Source organism: Monashia sp. NPDC004114 (genome assembly GCF_053603855.1).
On record NZ_JBSGGK010000019.1, the window covers coordinates 1 to 16,828 of the forward strand.

Sequence of the window (16,828 nt, forward strand, 5' to 3'; positions counted from 1 at the left end):
GGGGGGGGGGGGGGGGGGGGGGGGGGGGGGGGGGGGGGGGGGGGGGGGGGGGGGGCGGGGGGGGGGGGGGGGGGGGGGGGGGGGGGGGGCGGCGCGCCCCGGCGCGCGCCCCCCCCCCCCCCCGGGCCCGCCGCTCGAGTAAGGCGGAGGTGAGCGCGACCCCCACGCCGAGCACGGCCAGCACCGCGCCGACCATGCTCGGCGCGCCGTAGCCCCATCCGGCGGCCAGCACGATCGAGCCGAGCCAGGCCCCGAGGGCGTTGGCGGTGTTCAGCGTCGAGTGGTTCAGCGCCGCGGCGAGGGACTGCCCCTCGTGGGCGACATCCATCAGCCGGGTCTGCAGGAGCGGCACGACGATCGAGGGAAGCAGGCCCAGCAGGAAGACGAGGAGCACGGCGAGCCACAGCACGTGCGCGGCGACGCCGAAGACCCCGAGGAGCACGGCGATGGCGGACAGCGACACGATGATCCCCCGCAGCACGCCGAAGCGCGCCCCGACCCGGCCGCTCAGCACCATGCCGGTCACCATGCCGACGCCGTATGCCGCCAGCACCCATGGGATGTAGCTCTCGTCCAGACCGGCGAGCTCGGTCATCGTCGGCGTGATGAAGGAGTACATCGCGAACATCCCACCGAACCCGACGACACCGATGAGAAGGGCCAGCCAGACCTGGGGCCGGCGCAGCGCGGTCATCTCCGAGCCCATCGACTCCTCCCCGCTCGGGGGCTGATGAGGCAGGAAGAGACCGATGGCGAGGACCGTGAACGCCGCCACCAGCCCCACCGCGAAGTACGGGGCGTGCCACGAAAGCCGTTGCCCGGCAAGGGTGGCCAGCGGCACTCCGACGATGTTCGCCACCCCGAGTCCACCCAGGATCATCGCGACCGCTGCTGTCCGGCGCTCGTGCGGCACGAGCGAGGCAGCGACAACGGACCCGATGCCGAAGAACGCGCCGTGCGGCAGCCCCGCGAGGAAGCGCGCCGCGAGCACCGTCGGGTAGCTGTCGGCCAGCACGATCGCGAGGTGAGCGAGGGCGAAGAACGCCATCAGGCTCATGAGCAGGCCCTTGCGGGGCACCCTGGCCGCGAAGACCGCGATCAGTGGTGCGCCGACGACGACCCCCAGGGCGTAGGCGGACACATAGTGGCCCGATGTCGGGATGTCGACGCCGGTGCCCGCGGCGATCTGTGGCAGGAGCCCCATCGTCACGAACTCGGTCGTGCCGATGGCGAACCCGCCGACGGCGAGCGCGAGGATCGCAAGGGTGGTGCGGCGCGCGGGTGTGCTCAAGATCGGGACTCCGTGGTCAGGCGTTCGGCTGGTGGCGGATCGCCGTCGACCCGGGGTTGATGCCCGTCATGCTAACGAGAGGCTCGCTACGGTGATTCCCATGTCCACTGCCTTCGACCGCCTCATCGGCGGACTGCGCAGGCTGTGGCGCGGCTCCCCTACCGCGCCGCGTCGCGCCCCAGCCCCCTCGCCCGGAACCGTCACCGCGCCGGCCGGCCAGCCGGCATACCCGGGCGACGCCACGCGCGTACCGGACACGACGTACTCGCCTCGGCCCGACGGTCGGCCCGACCCCGGTGAGATCGTGTGGACGTGGGTGCCCTACGAGGAGGACCACACCCAGGGCAAGGACCGGCCGGTCCTCATCATCGGCCGCGAGGGCAGCTGGCTCATCGCTTTGCCGCTGACGAGCAAGGATCATGACCGCGACCAGCGACAGGAGCACCGGGCCGGACGTGACTGGGTCGACATCGGCTCTGGACCCTGGGACCGGCGAGGACGCCCGAGCGAGGTGCGGGTCAACCGGCTGGTCCGCGTCGACCCGCAGTCGGTGCGGCGCGAAGGCGCGGTGCTGCCCCGCAACCGGTACGACGACGTCATCGCCGGCGTGCGGTCGCACCCGCGCCGCTGAGCCGAGCTGAGGCCAGCTGAGCCAGCCCCGCACGGGCGAGCGAGTATGCCGCGCCGCGGGTCTCGCACCCGCCGTTGCGCCACCGGACGCAGAACGGGCCCGTCACCACGAGGTGACGGGCCCGAACGAGCGGACGGCGAGCGTCAGAGCGCTGCGGCCTTCTTCGCCATCGCCGACTTGCGGTTGGCGGCCTGGTTCTTGTGGATGACGCCCTTGCTGACAGCCTTGTCGAGCTTCCTCGAGGCGACCTTCAGCGCGTCGCTGGCGGCGTCCTTGTCACCGGAGGCGGCAGCCTCACGGAACTTGCGGACCCAGGTGCGAAGCTCGCTCTTGACGGCCTTGTTGCGCTCGGTGCGCTTCTCGTTCGTCTTGATGCGCTTGAGCTGCGACTTGATGTTTGCCACGTTTGATGATTCTTTCGTTTGGTCGGATGGTTGCCGTTAGAGGGCGGCAAAGCAGCTCGGGACCGGGCGTGGGGCACCCTTGCGTGAGCCGCTTCGGTGGTGCATGCATGCGCGCACGACCTGAGCGCGCACGCAAGGCACAAAGTTACCAGCGCGCGGGCATGCCGACCAAACTCAGTGCGTGCCCCGAGCCCTCGTCACGATGAGGATGGCCCGCTCCACTGCATAGACGGGGTCACGGCCGCCGCCTTTGACCTCGAAGTCGGCCGCGGCGACCGCCTGCACCGCCACGGCCAGGCCCTCGGCGCTCCAGTGGTTGACCGCGCGCCGGGCCTTGTCGACCTGCCAGGGTGCCATGCCGAGGTTCTTCGCGACCTGGGCCGAGCTCCCCCGGCCGGCCGCGCCGACGCGCACCAGCTGGCGCAGCTGCGAGGCGAGGACGGCGACGATCGGGACCGGATCGACCCCGCTGGCGATCGCGTGGCGCAGGAGCCGCAGCGCCTCGCCCGACTGTCCGGCGATGGTCGCGTCGGCGACCCGGAAGCCGGTCGCCTCGACCTTGCCGCCGTAGTAGGTGTCGACGACGGCATCGTCGACAGCGCCCTCGGTGTCCGAGATGAGCTGGGCACACGCGGCGGCCAGCTCGCGCACGTCCTTGCCCACTGCCTCGACGAGCGCACGGACCCCGTCGCCGGTGATCTTGCGGCGCGCCGCCGAGAACTCCTTCATGACGAAGTCGCTCTTGTCGCGGTCGGACTTGACGGCGGGACAGTCCAGGACCCTTGCACCCGACTGCTTCATCGTGTCGAGCACCTTCTTGCCGCGCGCTCCGCCGCCATGCGTCACGACGAGACGGACATCCGGGTCGGGCGCGCCGAGCAGGCGGAGCAGGTCGAGCTGCAGATCGTCGGGTGCCTCGTGCAGGTCTCGCACGACAAGGCACTTCGTGCCGCCGAAGAGCGACGGGCTCGCGTGCACCTGGATGGTGCCCGCCTCGTAGGTCACGGGGTCGATGCGGATCACCTCGCCTCCCCCGGCCCGAGTCGGCTCGACAGCCGCGGCAACGGCCCGCTCGACGAGGACCTCCTCGGGACCGGTCACGAGCACGAGGGTCGCTGCTTCGGGCATGGCCCTAGCCTGCCACGGCACCCCGACACCGCGCCGCGTCGCCGGCGTTGCCTGGACGCAGCGCAGCGAGCTGGGTCCCACGCTCTGCGTGGGAGGGACGAGCGAGCGCAGCGGAGGAAGGCAACGCCCATCAGGCGCCGCGGCACGCGCCGCAGCGAAGCGAGGCGCCAAAAGCACGCCGCGTCGCCGGCGTTGCCTGGACGCAGCGCAGCGAGCTGGGTCCCACGCTCTGCGTGGGAGGGACGAGCGAGCGGAGCGGAGGAAGGCAATGCCCATCAGGCGACGTGGCACGCGCCGCAGCGAAGCGAGGCGCCAAGCGCACGCCCCGACCAGCACCGCGGCGAAGAGAGGCGCCAAGAACTCAGCGAGGCGCCAGAAGCTCAGTCGAACAGCTGGCCGGAGGCCAGGGTGAGCCCGAGCTGCCCCACCCGCGCCGAGATCGTCTCCGGGGGGAGCTCGAAGTGCTCGACGAGCTCGTCGAGCTGCATACCGGCGTCCGCCGCGTCGCGCAGCTCCTCGTCCTGCTCCTGGGTCCAGGCGTGGCCCGAGGTCACGGCGCTGCGCGACGAGGCCGCGACCGGGGGTGGGCCGGCAACGGGGCGAGGGTGTTCCGTGCCGTCTGCGTCGGTGCGAGCGCCCGACAGGGTCCGGAGCGCCGGCTCCTGCACCGGCAGCGGGTCGGGGGCCGTCGCGTCCAGCCGTGCGAGCGCGGCGAGGACGAGCTGCTTGTCGGTCGTGGGGTAGAACGGCGGGAGGGACCGCTGGAGGAACCCGGCATAGCGTGCCGTCATCATCCGCGAGTCGAGGAAGGCCACGACGCCACGGTCGTCGGAGCGCCGCACGAGGCGGCCCGCACCCTGGGCGAGGCGGAGGGCGGCGTGCGTCGCCGACACCGCCATGAAGCCGTTGCCGCCCATCCTCGCGATCGCCTGCGACCGCGCCGACGCGAGCGGGTCGTCGGGTCGCGGGAAGGGAATCCGGTCGATGATGACGAGCTGGCAGGCCGAGCCGGGCACGTCGACGCCCTGCCACAGTGTCAACGTTCCGAAGAGGCAGGTCCGCGGGTCGCGGGCGAACTCACGGACGAGGGTCGTGATCTGGTCCTCACCCTGGCAGAGCACCGGGATGTCAGGGCCGAACCGCGCCCTCATGATCTCGGCGGCGGTCTGGGCCGCGCGCGTCGACGAGAAGAGGCCGAGGGTCCGGCCGCCGGCCGCTCGGACCAGCTCCTCGATCTCGTCGAGGCTGTCGTCGCTGGCGCCGTCGCGGCCGGGTGCGGGCAGGTGCGCGGCGACGTAGGCGATGGCCTGCTTCGGGTAGTCGAACGGGCTGCCGACGTCGAGACCGCGCCAGCCGGGCGCCCCCTCACCCCGAAGGCCGATGGTGCCGGCGACGGAGTCGAACGTGCCACCGAGCTCGAGGGTCGCCGACGTCATCACGACGGTGCGGTCGGCGAAGATGCGGTCGCGGACCAGCATCGCGACGCTCATCGGCGCGACGTGCAGCACCGGGCCGCGCCGCTGGTCGCGCGACACCCAGACCACATCGAGCTCGCGATCCTCGAGGATCCGTTCGGCGTTCTCCTGGACCTCGTCGACGGCCGCACGCGCGACCTGCCGTGCGCCGTCGGTGTCCTCGCCGGGCGCCGGTTTGAGGTCGCTCTGGACGGCGCGTGCGGTGTCGCGCACTCGGGCGAGCGCGAGCCCGAGCGAGTCAGGGACGCCGAGCAGGCGCCCCTCCTCGGCGGGCTCGAGGGCGGCTGCGAGCAGCTCGCCGGCCTCCTCGAGGGCCGCGGTGTTCTCCGACAGCCGGCCTGCCCGTTTGGCGGCGGTCGCCACCATCGAGCCGGTCAGCTCGTCGGTGATCGTCGCGGTCACGCGGTCGACGAGCTCGTGGGCCTCGTCGACGACGAGGAGGTCGTGCTCGGGGAGCATCTGGCGCCCCTCGAAGGAGTCGATCGCCATGAACGAGTGGTTCGTCACGACGACGTCGACGTCGCGAGCGGCCTCCCGGGCCCGCTCGACGAAGCACTCGCTGACCAGCGGGCACTTGCCGCCGAGACACTCGTGGGCGGACACCGAGACCTGCCGCCAGGCGCGCTCGGACACCCCCGGCACCAGCTCGTCGCGGTCTCCGGACTCGGTCGTCGACGCCCACTCGCGCAGGCGCACGACCTCCTGGCCGAGCCGCCCGACCGAGGTGTCGACCTGCCCGACCGACATGAGCGCGTCCTCCTCGTCGGGGAAGCCTCCGTCGAGCTTGTTGACACAGACGTAGTTGCGCCGCCCCTTGACGAGGGCGTAGGTCGGCCGGCGGCCGAGCAGGGACCCGAGCGCGTCGGCGACCCTCGGCATGTCGCGGTCGACGATCTGGGCCTGCAGCGCGAGCGTCGCCGTGGACACAACGGCCGGGTGGCCCTTGTCGAACGCGTGCGCGACGGCAGGCACGAGGTAGGCCAGCGACTTGCCCGTGCCGGTGCCGGCCTGCACGAGGAGGTGCTCGTCGGTCTCGATGGCCCCAGCCACCGCGCGCGCCATCTCGACCTGGCCCGGCCGCTCCACACCGCCCACCCCGGACACCGCGGCGTGCAGGAGGACGTCGAGTGGTGGTCGCTGGGCCATTGGCTCAGGGTATGCCGCAAGGCCGACCTCGCGTCGCCGCCATCCCCCGGCGTCGGCGGAGTCCGTCGAGCCGCCTCCCGTCGCTGGACGGCCAGGTGCTGAGCGGCCCGCGCCTGGACCCCAGCGGGCCCTCCCGCCTCACGAGTCGAAGCCCGCCCCGCGGGTCACTCGCGTTCGACACGCCCCGGTTTGTCCGGCATACCGCCGCCGACGCCGACAATCCTTCGGCGTCCGAGTTGATCCGCCGGATTCCGAGGCGTTGTATCGGAGTATGAGCACACCCCTGCCCTCGGACCTCGCGATCGCGAGCGCGGCGACCCTGCGCCCCATCGCCGAGGTCGGCGCCCAGCTCGGCATCGCGTCCGAGCATCTCGAGCCCTACGGCCGCGACGTCGCGAAGATCGACCTTGCCGTCCTCGACGGGCCTGCCCCGCAGACCCGGGCCAGGTACATCGTGGTGACCGCGGTGACCCCCACGCCCTTCGGTGAAGGCAAGACGACCACCTCGGTCGGCCTCGCCCAAGCGCTCGAACAGCTCGGGTCGCGCGCGGTGGTCACGTTGAGGCAGCCGTCGATGGGGCCGACCTTCGGGGTCAAGGGTGGTGCGGCTGGCGGAGGCTACAGCCAGGTGGTGCCGATGGAGCGTCTCAACCTGCACCTGACCGGTGACTTCCACGCCGTGACAGCCGCTCACAACCTGCTCGCAGCGATGATCGACAACCACCTGCACCACGGCAACGAGCTCGGTATCGACAGCCGCAACATCACGTGGAGACGGGTGCTCGACGTCAACGACCGCTCGTTGCGATCGATCGTCGTCGGGCTCGGCGCCCGGCAGGACGGCCTGACGCGGCAGACCGGCTTCGACATCACTGCCGCGAGCGAGGTCATGGTGATCCTGTCGCTGGCCACCTCGCTCGTCGACCTGCGTGAGCGGCTCGGGCGGATCGTCATCGGCTACACGCACGAGGGCAAGGGAGTGACCGCGGACGACCTCAGGGCCGCGGGCGCGATGGCCGCCCTCCTGCGCGACGCGCTCAAGCCGAACCTCCTGCAGACGCTCGAAGGCGGTCCGGCCATCGTCCACTGCGGGCCTTTCGGCAACATCGCCACCGGCGCGTCGTCCGTCACCGCGGACCTCATCGGGATGCGCGGCGGCGACGTGGTCATCACCGAGGCGGGTTTCGGCGCGGACATGGGCGCGGAGCGCTTCTTCGACGTCAAGTGCCGCGTGGGCGGGCTCCATCCCGACGCCGCCGTCATCGTCGCTACCGTTCGGGCGCTCAAGGCCCACTCGGGGCGCTGGAAGATCCGGGCGGGCCGGGACCTCCCGGACGGCATACTCGACGAGAGCCCGGGTGACGTCGAGGCCGGGCTGGCGAACCTGCGAGCCCACATCGGCATCGTCGAACGCTTCGGCGTCACCCCCGTGGTCGCGATCAACGCCTTCCCCGGCGACCACGACTCCGAGCACGACGTGATCCGGCAGCTGTGCAACGAGCTCGGCGTGCGCTGCGCGGTGACTCGGCATGTCGCCGAGGGAGGTCGGGGTGCGACCGAGCTGGCCAGGCTGGTGCTCGAGGCCGCCGAGGCGCCGAGCACGTTCGAGTTCCTCTACCCGCTCGACCTGCCGCTGGTGGACAAGATCGACCGGGTCGCCCGTGAGATCTATGGTGCCGACGGGATCGACCTGTCCTCCGCCGCCGCGCGCGGCTTGCGGGACTACGAGCGGCTCGGCTTCGGCGAGCTGCCGGTCGTGATCGCCAAGACCCACCTGTCGATCTCGTCCGACCCGACCCTGCTCGGGGCCCCGACGGGGTGGCGCATGCCGGTGCGCGAGGTGCGCGCCGCCGTGGGCGCCGGCTACGTCTACGCGATCTGCGGTGACATGCGGACCATGCCGGGGCTGCCGACCTCACCCAACGCCGAGCGCATCGACATCGCCGAGGACGGCTCTGTCACGGGCCTGTCCTGACCGACGAGCAAGGCCCAACAGACAAGAGTCGGGAAGGAGTCGGGTCAGCGGAGCGGGCCGCCGTCGACGCGGCGGGCCATCGCCACGTCGTCGCGATAGTCGGTCTCGCTGAGCTTCAGGCCGCGCGGGACGCGACCGACCTCGGTCCAGCCTGCAGCGCCGTAGAAGTCACCGAGCCCGAGCCCGTCGCGGTACTCCAGACGGAGCAGCTCCACCCAGGGCAGCTCACGCCGAGCGATGCCGACCATGCCGACGAGCAGGATGCGCCCGAGGTTGCGCCCCTGCTGCTGCGGGTCGACCATCAGTCGCTTGAGGCCGGCGAGATGGGCATACGGGAAGCCCCGCGAGTGCTCCCAGAACCCGAGACCGTGCAGCGACCCGTCCGGGTCGCGCAGGGCACAGAGCATCGCTGTCCGCGCGCGAAGGTCACGCGCGTGCACCTCGAGCGCCGCGCGGACGGCCTCCCGCGGCGCCCCTGGAAGGAAGCCGACGGAGCCGCCGGAGTCGTTGACCCGGACCCACAGGTCGACCACCTCGTCCACCAGTGCCTCGTCCAGCCGGTCCGCAGCAACGACGCTCACGGTCGGTGCCTCGAACAGGATCATGGGCTTGGCGTTCGGCGGGTCGTCGCGGCTCACCCGCGTGCCGACCTCGACCAGCCCAGCGGACCGGGCCGTGGCCAACGATGCAGCGTTGACGTCGTCGACCATCGCGGTGACCGCGACGTCCGGCCGGTTCTCGACCGCCCAGGCGACCAGAGCCCGTGAGATCTCCCGACCGAGGCCGGCGCCCAGCTGCTCGTGGGCCAGCCGGTAGTACAGGTTGAAGAACTCCTCGTCGGAGTCCTTGTGGCGCAAGCCAGCCCACCCGACAAGGGCACCGGACTCGCGGTCGACCACAGCGGCATACCCGACCCCTCGGGCCTCCCAGTCGTCGACATCGGCGGCAAGCCGCTCACGGCACCGGTCGGGTGAGGGCATCGTGTCCGGCGCGTGGGCGTAGGTCCGCGGGTCGCTGTGGATGCGGACGTACTCGTCGAGGTCGTCGGCGCGCGGTCGGCGCAGCACCAGCCTTCGAGTCGTGATCCAGGACGCGCCAGGGACGGACGGGACCTGCGTCACTGGGCCTGGCGCTCGGGAGCGCGGGTCTCACACGCCGCCTGCGGGGCGCCGTCACAGCAGGGCTCGATGTAGCGACACTGCGGGCAGCGGTTGTGCGCCTGCTCGGCATACATCTGCGTGCCGCAGTAGGGACACGGGATCTCGAGGGCCATACCAGCCATCCTCGCCGACGCCACCGACAGCCGTGCAGGCGGGACGCCTTTCTTGTTGTGGACGCCGGGGCCCGGCGCCGCGCGATCAGCTCGCGACGACCGCGTATGCCGCGAGGTCGGCTTCGATCCCAGGGGTGACCTTGGCGCGGACGCGAGTGCCCTCCGCCACGTGCTCGCTCTCGAGGAGCTCGCCCTCCTCGTGAATGCGTGAGATGAGGTCGCCCCGGTGGTACGGCACGAGTGCCTCGACCTCGATGTCGGGCTTCGGCAGCTCGCGCGCGATCACCTCGAGCAGCTGGTCGATGCCCTCTCCGGTGCGGGCGGAGACGGTCACGCAGTGCTTCTCATGACGGCGGAGCCGGTCGATGACATCGGGGTCGGCGATGTCTGCCTTGTTGACGACGATCAGCTCCTTGATGCGGTCGCCGCCCACCTCGGCCAGCACCTCGCGGACCGCACTGATCTGGCCCTCGGGGTCGGGATGTGACCCGTCGACGACGTGCAGCAGCAGGTCGGCGTCGGCCACCTCCTCCAGGGTCGAGCGGAACGCCTCGACGAGCTGGTGCGGCAGGCTTCGCACGAAGCCGACCGTGTCGGCCAGCGTGTAGACCCGGCCGTCCTCGGTCTCGGTCCTCCGGACGGTCGGGTCCAGGGTGGCGAAGAGCTGGTTCTGGACCAGGACGCCGGCACCGGTCAGCCGGTTGAGCAGCGAGCTCTTGCCGGCGTTGGTGTAGCCGGCGATCGCGACCGACGGGATGCCGCCCTCGCGCCGCGAGTGGCGGCGGGTGTCCCGGCTCGTCTTCATGTGCTTGATGTCGCGGCGCAGCTTGGCGATGCGGGTGTTGATCCGTCGCCGGTCGAGCTCGATCTTGGTCTCGCCGGGGCCACGCGAGCCGATGCCCTCACCGCCGGCCACCCGGCCACCGGCCTGTCGGGACATCGAGTCACCCCAGCCACGAAGTCGCGGCAGGAGGTACTGCAGCTGCGCGAGCTCCACCTGGGCTCGGCCTTCCCGGCTCTTCGCGTGCTGGGCGAAGATGTCGAGGATCAGCGCGGTGCGGTCGATGACCTTGACCTTGACGACGTCCTCGAGGGCGCGACGCTGGCTGGGGGCGAGCTCGCCGTCGCAGATGACGGTGTCGGCGCCTTCGGCGACGACGATGTCGCGCAGCTCGAGCGCCTTGCCCTTGCCGAGGTACGTGGCAGGGTCGGGGCGTTGCCGTCGCTGGATGACGCCCTCGAGGACCGTCGAGCCGGCCGTCTCGGCGAGCGCGGCGAGCTCACGGATGGAGTTCTCGGCGTCGTCGGCAGTGCCATCGGTCCAGACACCGGCCAGCACCACACGCTCGAGGCGCAGCTGCCGGTACTCGACCTCGGTGATGTCCTCGAGCTCGGTCGACAGCCCGCCGACGCGCCGGAGCGCCGCGCGCTCCTCGCGGTCCAGCTGCTCGCCGTCGTAGAGGGGGTATGCCGTCTCATCGAGCTCGGTGAGCTCGTCTGCCAGGGCGTCGGCCCGGGTCGCGAACAGGTCGTTCGCGCGGCTGTGGTTGTTCGTGTGGTTCGAAGTCATGTTCTCCCTATGGTCCCATCTCAGCAACGCCGCGAGCCACTCGTTTGTGCCCCGCAGCCTGTGACAGGCGTGGCGAAGCGGCCACTCGACCAGTAAGGGGCCCCGGGCGCGCTTCCCCTTTCGAGTGGCCGCTGCGTCTCTTGCGTCACACGCGGCACCCGGCACCCGCAGCTCCCGGATCCCGGATCCACCTTCCCCATCGAGTGGCCGCTTCGTCTCTTGCGTCACACGCGGCACCCGGCACCCGCAGCTCCCGGATCCACCTTCCCCCATCGAGTGGCCGCCTCGTCTCTCGCGTCGCAGACCGAGGCGGGTCGATACGGTTGCGGGTGATGAGTGAGCACCCCGACCACTACTTCAGCGCGGAGCCGGCGACTCCGCAGGAGCGCCGCACGATCACCGTGTCTCTCGACGGCGTCCCGCTCAGCCTGACAACAGCTCGGGGCGTCTACTCGCCCGACCGGCTCGACCCCGGCACGGCGATCCTGCTCGCCGGCGTCCCGGACCCCAGCCCGACCGGCCAGCTGCTCGACATCGGCTGTGGTTGGGGACCGATCTCGATCGTCCTTGCGCGCCGCTCGCCCCTCGCCCGCGTGTGGGGTGTCGACGTGAACCGACGGTCCCTGGACCTGGCACGAGCCAACGCCGCGGCGGCGGGCGTGACCAACGCGACGTTCAGCGAGCCGGACGAGGTCCCGGACGACATCCGGTTCGACACGATCTGGTCGAACCCACCCATCCATGTGGGCAAGCCAGCACTGCACGCGATTCTCGAGCGGTGGCTCCCCAGACTGACCGACGACGGTGTGGCCTATCTCGTCGTGCAGAAGCATCTCGGGTCGGACTCGCTGCAGAGGTGGCTCAACGCCCAGCACTGGGGGCTGGCGTGCACTCGGCTGTCGTCCGCCAAGGCCTTCCGGATCCTCGAGGTGCGTCGCGCCTGACCCATCGTGGGACAGCGGCACCGAGGACCCAGATGTACACCTAGAGCGGGAAGTCGCCATCTGCCACGAGGGCCGCGGGCCCGGCCAGCTCGACCCGCTGGCCCGGCAGAGGGGTCACGGTGAGACGGCCACCCGGGACGTCGACCGTCCACGGTGAGCTGTCCTCGAGTCCGGACCAGAAGCGCGTGGCGAGGGCCGCGGCGGCGGCACCGGTGCCGCACGACCGGGTCTCCCCCACGCCGCGCTCGTGCACCCGCATCATGATGTGACCCGGCCCGACCGCGCGGACGAACTCGACATTGGCCCCATCGGGCGGGCTCGGGTGGAGCTCAGGCGCCTCGGTCAGGTCGAGCGCGTCGAGGGCGATGCCCTCCGGGAGCATGACCACGGCGTGCGGGTTGCCCAGATCGAGCGACAGCGCCGGCACCGGCTTGCCGTGCCGCGGGCGCACCATGACGTCGAATCCGTCGCGCTTGGCACCTGCCTCGTCGACGAGGCGCCACGGGCCGAGGTCCACGGCATACCCGTGCTCCGTGACCCGAACGGTCTTGACCCCTCCCCGGGTGGCGATGGTGAACTGCCTGCCGAAGGCGAGCCCTTCCCGCCGGAGGTACTCGGCGAAGACGCGGGTGCCGTTGCCGCACATCTCGGCGAGCGACCCGTCGGCGTTGCGGTAGTCCATGAACCACTCAGCCTCCGGAGCAAGCGAACGCACCGACTCGTCGGCGGCCAGCCGCGTGCGCACGACCCGGATCACCCCGTCGGCGCCGAGGCCCGCGTGGCGGTCCGTGATGCGCTGCACCTGGGCCGGCGTGAGCTCGAGTGTGCCCTCGAGGTCGGGGACGAGGACGAAGTCGTTCTCCGTGCCGTGTCCCTTGGTGAAGCGCGTCATGTCACCCATTCTCCGGTATGCCGTCTGGTTGGTTCGTGGTGCCCGCCTGCCGGACCACAGCCAGGGCCTCGTCGACCAGGTCTGCCGAATCCGCTTGCAGCCACACGACTCTCGGGTCTGCGCGGAACCACGACTCCTGCCGGCGAGCGTAGCGGCGGGTTGCCTGTGCGGTGTCCAGGCGCGCCTGGTCCTCCGTCAACGCACCGTCGATGACCGCGATCGCCTGGCTGTAGCCGATCGCACGGCTCGCGGTGAACCCGTCGCGCAGCCCTCGTTGTAGCAGCAGCTGCGTCTCGTCACGCAGTCCGGCCTCCCACATGTGATCGACCCGCCGTGCGATCCGCTCGTCCAGCGTGGTGCGGTCGAGCCGCAAGCCGAGCAGGACAGCCGCCGAGACCAGCTCCCGGCTGGGCATCGACGCGCTGAAAGGCCGGCCGGTCAGCTCCACGACCTCGAGCGCTCGGACGACCCGTCGCACATTGCTCGCCGGGATCTGTTCTGCCGCAACGGGATCGAGCCGGCTGAGGCTCGCATGAAGCGCATCGGCACCGGAGGTCGCCGCGCGTGCCTCCAGCCGACGCCTGACCTCTGGGTCGGTCGGCGGGATCTGCAGCCGGTCCAGGGCCGCCCGCACATAGAGGCCTGAGCCACCGACGAGGACCGGCCGCCTGCCGCGGGCCCGGATCGCGTCGATGTCGGCACGCGAGGCGGACTGGTACGCCGCGACGCTCGCCTCGTCCGCGACGTCGAGCACGTCGAGCTGATGGTGCGGGATGCCACGCCGTGCCGCGAGGGAAAGCTTCGCGGTGCCGATGTCCATGCCGCGGTAGAGCTGCATGGCGTCCGCATTGACGACCTCACCGTCGAGATGCCTCGCCAGCTCCAGGGCGAGGTCCGACTTGCCCGTCGCTGTCGCACCGACGACAGCGACGATCGGTGCCGGATCGGTCACCCGACGAGCTCGTGCTCGTCGGTGTCCTCGTCGTGCCCGAACGGATCTTGGTCGACACCCGGGTGCCAGGAGTTGCCCGCCTTGCCCCATCCGTTGCGCCGGATCGCCTTGCGCGCCTTCTTGCCGTGACGCTCGTCCAGGCGGTCGACGTAGAGGGTGCCGTTGAGATGGTCGTACTCGTGCTGCATGCACCGGGCGAACCAGCCGGTGGCGTCGAACTCGACCCGGTTGCCGTCCACATCGACGCCCACGACGTGCGCACGCTCGGCGCGCTTGAGCGGGTACGACTCTCCCGGCACCGACAGGCACCCCTCGGTGTCCTCGTGGGGATCCGGACGATCCTGTGGGACCTTGGAGGTCGAAACGGTCGGGTTGATGATGTGCCCGGACTCGGGCACGCCGTCCTCGTTGGGCATCCTCCAGACGAAGACACGAAGGCCGACCCCGATCTGCGGAGCAGCGAGGCCCACGCCGTTGGCGGCGATGTTGGTCTCGTGCATGTCGTTCACGAGAGTCCGCAGGTCGTCGTCGAAGGTCGCCACGAGCGCCGCGGAACGGTGCAGGACCGGCTCACCGGTGATCACGATAGGGCGGACAGTCATGCGCCAAGTCAAGCACGCCCGTCGAGTGGCCGCTCCGTCCCACCCGTGCCGAGGTACGGCTCCCTACGCTGTGGCCCATGGGACGGAGCGGCCACTCGACGGAACTGCGGCGCAGGCGGGCGCTGGGGCCGCGGCGTGCGCCGGCGCGCCGATCGTCGGCATCCCGAGGCTCACGGCCGGCTTGCCGGTCCCGTTCGGAACGGACTGCAACGCAGCCCAGGCATCGCCACCGGGAGTGCGCCGGACGGCATACGTGCCGCCGCTCAGCGCGGCGTCGGCGACGAGGTGGTGCGGCGCTCCATAGGTGACACCGACCGTGACCGTGTCTCCCGGGCGCGGCGTGTCGGCGCCCTCCGGGACCGCGAAGTGCACGAGCCGGTTGTCGCGGGCACGGCCCGACATGCGGCGGGTCTCGGCGTCCTTGCGACCCTCGGACGGCGCCACGAGCACCTCGACCTCGCGGCCCTCGATCCGTCGGTTCTCGGCCCAGCTGACCGCCTCCTGCACAGCGATCAGGCGCTCGAAACGCTCCTGGACGACCTCCTTGGGCACCTGGCCATCCATGGTGGCCGCCGGCGTGCCGGGGCGAACGGAGTACTGGAAGGTGAAGGCGCTGGAGAAGCGGGCCTGCCGCACCACGTCGAGGGTGCCCTGGAAGTCTGCCTCGGTCTCACCAGGGAACCCGACGATGATGTCGGTCGTGATGGCCGCTTCGGGGATGTGCTCCCGGACGGTGTCGAGGATGCGCAGGAACTTGGTGCTGCGGTAGGAGCGACGCATGTCGCGCAGCACCTTGTCCGAGCCGGACTGAAGCGGCATGTGCAGGCTCGGCATGACGTTGGGAGTCTCGGCCATGGCCAGGATGACGTCGTCGGTGAACGCCGCCGGATGTGGGCTGGTGAACCGGACCCGCTCCAGGCCGTCGATCTCGCCACAGGCGCGCAGCAGCTTGCCGAAGGCGAGACGGTCACCGAACTCGACGCCGTAGGTGTTGACGTTCTGCCCCAGCAGCGTGACCTCGACGACGCCCTGCGCGACGAGCGCCTCGATCTCGGCGAGGACCTCACCGGGACGTCGGTCCTGCTCCTTGCCGCGCAGGCTCGGCACGATGCAGAAGGTGCACGTGTTGTTGCAGCCGACCGAGATCGACACCCAGCCGCTGTAGGCCGAGTCGCGCCGCGTCGGCAGCGTCGACGGGAAGACCTCGAGGCTCTCCTTGATCTCGACCTCGGCGCGCTTGTTGTGGCGGGCCCGGTCGAGCAGCGCCGGAAGCGAGCCGATGTTGTGCGTGCCGAAGACGACATCGACCCAGGGCGCGCGCTCGACGATGGCCCCGCGGTCCTTCTGTGCCATGCACCCGCCGACCGCGATCTGCAGATCGGGGTTGCGCAGCTTGGCTGGACGGAGCTGGCCGAGGTTGCCGTAGAGCTTGTTGTCGGCGTTCTCGCGGACCGCGCAGGTGTTGAACACGACGACGTCCGCGACCTCGGGCCGCTGGCCCGCGGGCAGGCTCGCGAGGTCGACGTAGCCCGCGGTCTCGAGCAGGCCAGCGAGGCGCTCGCTGTCGTGGACGTTCATCTGGCACCCGTGGGTGCGCACGTCATAGGTCTTCGGCATCGTCCTTCTCCGTCGTGTGGCCCGTCTAGGGTACGGCGTCCCGCCCACCGACCCTCGCCGCGCGCGATGGCGTGCGCCGTTGCAGAGTGGGTACGACACCCGGAGCGGTCTGGGCCAGCGCTGACCCGCAACGTTGCCGGCCGTCTGCCGGTGCCCCGACTGAGGGCCGGATTGGCCCGGGAATAAGCGGACCGCGGTCCGGGTTGGCATGGTTGCTTGACAGTTCAACGAGTCTAGTGCAGAATATCGTTGAAGTTTCAATCATCTACTCCTAAGGAAACTCATCATCATGGGACTGTTCAACCGCACCGCCGAGGCCGCCGAGGCCACCTCCGTCGCCGTCGACGACATCTCCGGCGACTACACGATCGACCAGAGCCACTCGCGCATCGGCTTCTCGGCCCGCCACGCGATGGTCACGAAGGTCCGCGGCCACTTCGACGAGTTCGAGGGCACGGCCCACGTCGACACGGCTAACCCGGCCAACTCCTCGGTCTCGGTCAGCATCAACGCCGCGAGCGTCACGACCGGCAACGAGCAGCGCGACGGGCACCTCAAGACCCCCGACTTCTTCGACATCGCGAACTACCCGAAGATCACCTTCGTCTCGACGAACGTCGAGCGTGACGGCTCCGAGTGGGCGATCACGGGCGACCTCACCATCAACGGCGTGACCAAGTCCGTCACGGTGCCGTTCGAGGAGACCGGCTCGGCCAAGGACCCGTTCGGCAACACCCGTGTGGGCTTCGAGGGTGGCATCACGATCGACCGCACCGAGTGGAACCTCAAGTTCAACGCCTCTCTCGAGACCGGCGGCGTGCTGGTCAGCGAGAAGGTCAAGCTGGAGCTCGACGTCTCGGCGATCGCCGTGGTTCCGTCCCAGGCCTGAGCGAGAGCCGCAGGCGCACCAGCTGAACCCCGAGGGGGC

The 16,828-nt window shown here is 70.9% G+C and carries 15 protein-coding genes; 4 read left to right on the forward strand and 11 right to left on the reverse strand.

The window, feature by feature from the left end; genetic code table 11:
* On the reverse strand, positions 1 to 1,291 hold a 1,291-nt coding region (locus ACWEOW_RS20290), incomplete at its 3' end, for an MFS transporter (RefSeq protein WP_452271056.1).
* Positions 1,292 to 1,391: 100 nt separating this feature from the next.
* On the opposite strand from ACWEOW_RS20290, the gene ACWEOW_RS20295 reads away from it, so the two are divergent.
* A complete protein-coding gene (locus ACWEOW_RS20295; protein ID WP_452271057.1) occupies positions 1,392 to 1,922 on the forward strand; it encodes a type II toxin-antitoxin system PemK/MazF family toxin in 531 nt (176 codons plus the stop codon).
* A gap of 143 nt (positions 1,923 to 2,065) precedes the next feature.
* Here ACWEOW_RS20295 and rpsT read toward each other — a convergent pair whose 3' ends face one another.
* From rpsT to ACWEOW_RS20310, 3 genes are all read right to left on the reverse strand, one after another.
* Entirely contained in the window at positions 2,066 to 2,326 is a 261-nt protein-coding gene (gene rpsT / locus ACWEOW_RS20300) for a 30S ribosomal protein S20 (RefSeq protein WP_452271058.1), read from the reverse strand.
* A 174-nt stretch (positions 2,327 to 2,500) separates the two neighbouring features.
* The gene (holA, locus tag ACWEOW_RS20305; protein ID WP_452271059.1) at positions 2,501 to 3,454 is read right to left on the reverse strand and encodes a DNA polymerase III subunit delta; all 954 of its coding nucleotides are present in this window, start codon (positions 3,452 to 3,454) and stop codon (positions 2,501 to 2,503) included.
* A gap of 380 nt (positions 3,455 to 3,834) precedes the next feature.
* Positions 3,835 to 6,075 (reverse strand): ATP-dependent DNA helicase, encoded by a 2,241-nt coding sequence (locus ACWEOW_RS20310; RefSeq protein ID WP_452271060.1) that lies wholly within the window; start codon positions 6,073 to 6,075, stop codon positions 3,835 to 3,837.
* 271 nt (positions 6,076 to 6,346) lie between these two features.
* Between ACWEOW_RS20310 and ACWEOW_RS20315 the strand changes: the two genes are divergently transcribed.
* Positions 6,347 to 8,050 carry a formate--tetrahydrofolate ligase gene (locus tag ACWEOW_RS20315; RefSeq protein ID WP_452271061.1) on the forward strand — a complete coding sequence of 568 codons (1,704 nt, stop codon included), beginning with the start codon at positions 6,347 to 6,349 and terminating at the stop codon, positions 8,048 to 8,050.
* A gap of 44 nt (positions 8,051 to 8,094) precedes the next feature.
* Here the strand turns inward: ACWEOW_RS20315 and ACWEOW_RS20320 are convergent, their stop codons facing one another.
* The 3 genes from ACWEOW_RS20320 to hflX all read right to left on the reverse strand — a co-directional run bounded on the left by ACWEOW_RS20320 (position 8,095) and on the right by hflX (position 10,893).
* Positions 8,095 to 9,171, reverse strand: coding sequence for a GNAT family N-acetyltransferase (locus ACWEOW_RS20320; protein ID WP_452271062.1), 1,077 nt, complete (start codon positions 9,169 to 9,171; stop codon positions 8,095 to 8,097).
* Positions 9,168 to 9,323, reverse strand: a complete 156-nt coding sequence (locus tag ACWEOW_RS20325) for a hypothetical protein (protein WP_452271063.1) — start codon at positions 9,321 to 9,323, stop codon at positions 9,168 to 9,170. The genes ACWEOW_RS20320 and ACWEOW_RS20325 overlap by 4 nt, the downstream gene beginning before the upstream one ends.
* Before the next feature lie 85 nt (positions 9,324 to 9,408).
* Positions 9,409 to 10,893: a GTPase HflX gene (gene hflX / locus ACWEOW_RS20330; RefSeq protein WP_452271064.1), complete on the reverse strand. Its 1,485-nt coding sequence runs from the start codon at positions 10,891 to 10,893 to the stop codon at positions 9,409 to 9,411.
* Positions 10,894 to 11,225: 332 nt separating this feature from the next.
* Here hflX and ACWEOW_RS20335 point away from each other — a divergent pair, with 332 nt between their 5' ends.
* The gene (locus ACWEOW_RS20335; RefSeq protein ID WP_452271065.1) at positions 11,226 to 11,837 is read left to right on the forward strand and encodes a class I SAM-dependent methyltransferase; all 612 of its coding nucleotides are present in this window, start codon (positions 11,226 to 11,228) and stop codon (positions 11,835 to 11,837) included.
* A 40-nt stretch (positions 11,838 to 11,877) separates the two neighbouring features.
* Here ACWEOW_RS20335 and dapF read toward each other — a convergent pair whose 3' ends face one another.
* The 4 genes from dapF to miaB form a co-directional block, all read right to left on the reverse strand.
* Positions 11,878 to 12,729: a diaminopimelate epimerase gene (gene dapF / locus ACWEOW_RS20340; protein WP_452271066.1), complete on the reverse strand. Its 852-nt coding sequence runs from the start codon at positions 12,727 to 12,729 to the stop codon at positions 11,878 to 11,880.
* 1 nt (position 12,730) lies between these two features.
* Complete coding sequence (gene miaA / locus ACWEOW_RS20345) at positions 12,731 to 13,681, reverse strand: tRNA (adenosine(37)-N6)-dimethylallyltransferase MiaA (RefSeq protein ID WP_452271067.1); 951 nt, start codon at positions 13,679 to 13,681, stop codon at positions 12,731 to 12,733.
* Positions 13,678 to 14,283: a peptide deformylase gene (gene def / locus ACWEOW_RS20350; RefSeq protein WP_452271068.1), complete on the reverse strand. Its 606-nt coding sequence runs from the start codon at positions 14,281 to 14,283 to the stop codon at positions 13,678 to 13,680. Before def ends, miaA begins: the two co-directional genes overlap by 4 nt.
* A 63-nt stretch (positions 14,284 to 14,346) precedes the next feature.
* Complete coding sequence (gene miaB, locus ACWEOW_RS20355) at positions 14,347 to 15,900, reverse strand: tRNA (N6-isopentenyl adenosine(37)-C2)-methylthiotransferase MiaB (protein WP_452271069.1); 1,554 nt, start codon at positions 15,898 to 15,900, stop codon at positions 14,347 to 14,349.
* 289 nt (positions 15,901 to 16,189) lie between these two features.
* Between miaB and ACWEOW_RS20360 the strand changes: the two genes are divergently transcribed.
* Positions 16,190 to 16,789, forward strand: a complete 600-nt coding sequence (locus ACWEOW_RS20360) for a YceI family protein (RefSeq protein WP_452271070.1) — start codon at positions 16,190 to 16,192, stop codon at positions 16,787 to 16,789.
* Positions 16,790 to 16,828: the final 39 nt, after the last annotated feature.